The 3,389-nt window shown below is 62.6% G+C and carries 3 protein-coding genes and 1 pseudogene; 1 reads left to right on the top strand and 3 read right to left on the bottom strand.

What is annotated here, in order from left to right:
- Nucleotides 1-1,320, top strand: a 1,320-nt coding sequence (locus ACTJGZ_RS15995; RefSeq protein ID WP_441663880.1) for a catalase, incomplete at its 5' end; no start/stop codon positions are given.
- A 148-nt stretch (nt 1,321-1,468) separates the two neighbouring features.
- On the opposite strand, the gene phnE (ACTJGZ_RS15990) is transcribed toward ACTJGZ_RS15995, so the two are convergent.
- From phnE (ACTJGZ_RS15990) to ACTJGZ_RS15980, 3 genes and pseudogenes are all read right to left on the bottom strand, one after another.
- Nucleotides 1,469-2,305 carry a phosphonate ABC transporter, permease protein PhnE gene (phnE, locus tag ACTJGZ_RS15990; RefSeq protein ID WP_441663879.1) on the bottom strand — a complete coding sequence of 279 codons (837 nt, stop codon included), beginning with the start codon at nt 2,303-2,305 and terminating at the stop codon, nt 1,469-1,471.
- Nucleotides 2,302-3,132: a phosphonate ABC transporter, permease protein PhnE gene (gene phnE / locus ACTJGZ_RS15985; RefSeq protein ID WP_441663878.1), complete on the bottom strand. Its 831-nt coding sequence runs from the start codon at nt 3,130-3,132 to the stop codon at nt 2,302-2,304. Before phnE (ACTJGZ_RS15985) ends, phnE (ACTJGZ_RS15990) begins: the two co-directional genes overlap by 4 nt.
- Nucleotides 3,129-3,389, bottom strand: a pseudogene (locus tag ACTJGZ_RS15980) (hypothetical protein); the annotation flags it as partial. The pseudogene ACTJGZ_RS15980 and the gene phnE (ACTJGZ_RS15985), both read right to left, overlap by 4 nt.

The raw sequence follows: 3,389 nt of genomic DNA, 5'->3' as shown, positions 1-3,389 counted from the left end.
AACCGTGAGCGCATTCCCGAGCGTGTCGTGCATGCCAAGGGGTCAGCCGCATTTGGCACGTTTACCGTGACTCACGACATTACGCGCTACACCTGTGCGGACATGTTCTCTGCGGTCGGCTTGCAAACCGATCTTTTGCTGCGTTTTTCCACTGTTGCTGGCGAACGCGGCGCGGCTGATGCGGAACGCGATGTGCGCGGTTTCGCGCTCAAGTTCTACACCCGCCAGGGCAACTGGGATCTGGTCGGCAACAATACCCCGGTCTTTTTTGTCCGCGATGCCTATAAATTCCCGGACTTCATTCACACTCAAAAGCGTGACCCGCGCAACAATATGCGCAGCAACACGGCGCAATGGGATTTCTGGTCCCTGTCGCCAGAATCGCTGCACCAGGTCACCATTCTGATGAGCGACCGCGGCCTGCCCGCTTCCCTGCGGCACATGCACGGTTTCGGCAGCCATACCTACAGCATGGTCAATGCTCAAGGGGTGCGCCACTGGGTCAAGTTCCATTTCAAGACCCAGCAAGGGATCCAAAACCTGACGAATGCCGAAGCCGCGCAAATCATCGGTGGCGACCGTGAGTCGCATCAGCGCGACCTTTACAACTCGATCGAGAACGGCGAATTCCCGCGCTGGAAGCTTTACATTCAGGTGATGACCGAAGCGCAGGCCGAGAAAACCCGCTACAACCCCTTCGACCTCACCAAGGTCTGGCCGCATGGCGACTTCCCGCTGATCGAGGTCGGCACGCTGGAATTGAACCGCAACCCGGACAACTACCACGCGCAAGTCGAACAAGCGAGTTTCTCGCCGGCGAACGTCGTCCCCGGCATTGGCCATAGCCCGGACAAGATGCTGCAATTCCGCATCTTCTCGTACGCCGACGCCGCGCGCCATCGTCTCGGGGGCAATCATGAGCAGTTGCCGGTCAACCAGCCGCGCTGCCCGGTGCATAACTACTACCGTGATGGCGCCATGCGCTATGGCGACAATGGCGGCGGTTCGGTCAATTATGAGCCCAACTCCTTCAATGGCCCGCAAGAAGCGCCTGCCTTCAAGGAGCCGCCACTGCCTCTGGAAGGCGCGGCGGACCGTTATGACCACCGCGAAGGCAACGACGATTACACCCAGGCTGGCGACCTCTTCCGCCTGATGAATGCGTCGCAGCGCCAGCAATTGTTCGACAACGTCGCAGCAGCCATGGATGGCGTGCCTGAGAACATCGTCGAACGCCAGCTGGGGCATTTCGATAAGGCTGACCCGGCCTATGCCGCCGGCGTGCGCGCCGCGCTGGCCCAGCGCGCCAGCGCGGCCTGAGCCTGACACGCATGCCCTGGCGCCCCGCCAGCGGCATGCGCGCCTAGCGCTCCCGGCAGGTGAATGACTGAGCCCGCCAATGCGGCCCTTGCACTAGTCTCCAGCGCAAGGGCCGCTCTGTTTCAGCGTTCTGTTTCAGCGCTCCACTTCAGATCAAGCGGCTGCGTATCCGGTTCGACAGCCATTCCGCTATGCCCACCATCACCAGAATAGCGATAAAGATCAGCGTCACCTGAGGCCAGGCCAGCGTATCCACCGAGGCTGCCAGCGGCAAACCCAGCCCGCCCGCACCCACAATCCCCAGGATGGTCGATTCGCGGATGTTCACATCCCAGCGGTACACCACCGTTCCGACAATCGCCGGCATGACTTGCGGCACGATCCCGTAGCCCAGCACCTGCAAACGGCTGGCGCCCGTCGCCAGAATGGCTTCGACCTGGCGGGCGTCGGTCTCCTCTATGGCTTCATAGATCAGCTTGCCGACAAAACCCACGGAACGCAGCGCAATCGCAATTGTCCCGGCCAGCGGCCCCGGCCCCAGCATGATGACCAGCAGCATGGCCCAGATCAGGGAGTTGATAGAGCGGGACGTCACGATCACGACCAGCGCGGCCGGTCGCGCCAGCCAGCGGCTGGGCGTCGTATTCCCGGCAGCCAGGAATGCCAGCGGAATGGCCAGCGCGGCCCCGATCACCGTTCCCAGCGTAGCGATATGAATCGTATCGACCAGCGGCTGCCATAGCTGGCCGGTGTACTGCCAGCGCGGCGGGAACATGCGCGACACCATATCCCAGGCCGCACTTGGCGCATCCGCGGCAAACACCCAGATCGTGTTTTCGCTGATTTCCTGCCAGCCCAGATAAAACAGCAAAGCGCCCAATAACCAGCACAGCCAGTTGGCGCGCTGCGCCGCCGTGCTCCGATGACGCCAGACCGGCAACGGCGCGCCCGCGGAGGCAGAGGAATGCAAAGAGGTGTTCTTCATTGGAAATGCCGCCTGACAAGACCGGAGGCGTACTCCGCCAACAGCACAATCGCGATAATCAGCAGCAAAATCGCCCCAGCCGTATCGAACTCATAGCGGTCCAGCGATGTATTGAGCGTCGCGCCTATCCCGCCGGCCCCGACAATCCCCAGCACCGCGGACTCGCGAAAATTGATATCCAGCCGGTACATCGACAGCCCCGCCAGACGCGGTTTGATCTGCGGCATGACAGCAAAAGCGACACATTGCAGCCAGCTCGCGCCGGTGGCGCGCAGCGCTTCCCACTGCGACGCATCTATGGTCTCGATTTCATCAGCCAGCAGCTTGGCCAGAAAGCCGACGGAGGCGATGACCAGCGTAATCATCCCGGCCAGCGGCCCAAAGCCGAACATCTTCACAAACAGAATGGCAATAATGATTTCCGGGAAGGCGCGCGCGCCCGCGACCAGCGTGCGGCAGGCGGCATAGATTGGCCACGGCGCCATGTTGCGCGCCGCGCCCAGCGCGACCGGCACGCTCAGCGCAATGCCCAGCACCGTCGCGGTGATCGTCATCGCCAGGCTTTCCAGCAATCCGGCGGATATTTCGCTCCAGCGCGAACTGAAATCCGGAACGAAAAATTGCTTGAACAACAGCGCTGCGCGGCCAAAGCCCTCAGCCGCTCGCGTCCAGTTGATAGGCAAGCTGCCCAGCGCCCAGAACAGGTACAAGCCGGCCAGCGCCAGCAGCAGGCGGGTTTTCCAGGGCGCGCCCCAACGCGGCGGGCGCCGCCATTGCCGCGGATAGTTTTGCGCCGCTGCCCGCCCGGCAGACATGGCGCGGTTCATGCCAGACTCTCCCGCAAACGCGTCTCCGCTTGCGCGCCCATGGCGGCGGGGGCAAGAGGCGGCGCGCTGGCCAGGTCTTCGTCCGCAGCCGCTGCGTCCGGTGCCTGGGCCGGCGCATTCCAGTCTTCCTCGCCATAAATCTCGGTCAAGGCGGCGGCATCCAGCCCGGCTGGCGCTCCGTCATATACCACTTTGCCTTTGCGCAAACCGACAATACGATCCGCGTAGCGCAAGGCAAGAGGCACATCGTGAATATT

Source organism: Kerstersia sp. (genome assembly GCF_052103615.1).
Lineage (GTDB): Bacteria > Pseudomonadota > Gammaproteobacteria > Burkholderiales > Burkholderiaceae_B > Kerstersia.
This window is presented reverse-complemented; position numbering and strand designations above follow the sequence as displayed.

Coding starts and splice junctions, on each gene's coding strand:
- phnE (WP_441663878.1), bottom strand. CDS start 3,132: ATGAACCGCGCCATGTCTGCCGGGCGGGCAGCGGCGCAAAACTATCCG.
- phnE (WP_441663879.1), bottom strand. CDS start 2,305: ATGAAGAACACCTCTTTGCATTCCTCTGCCTCCGCGGGCGCGCCGTTG.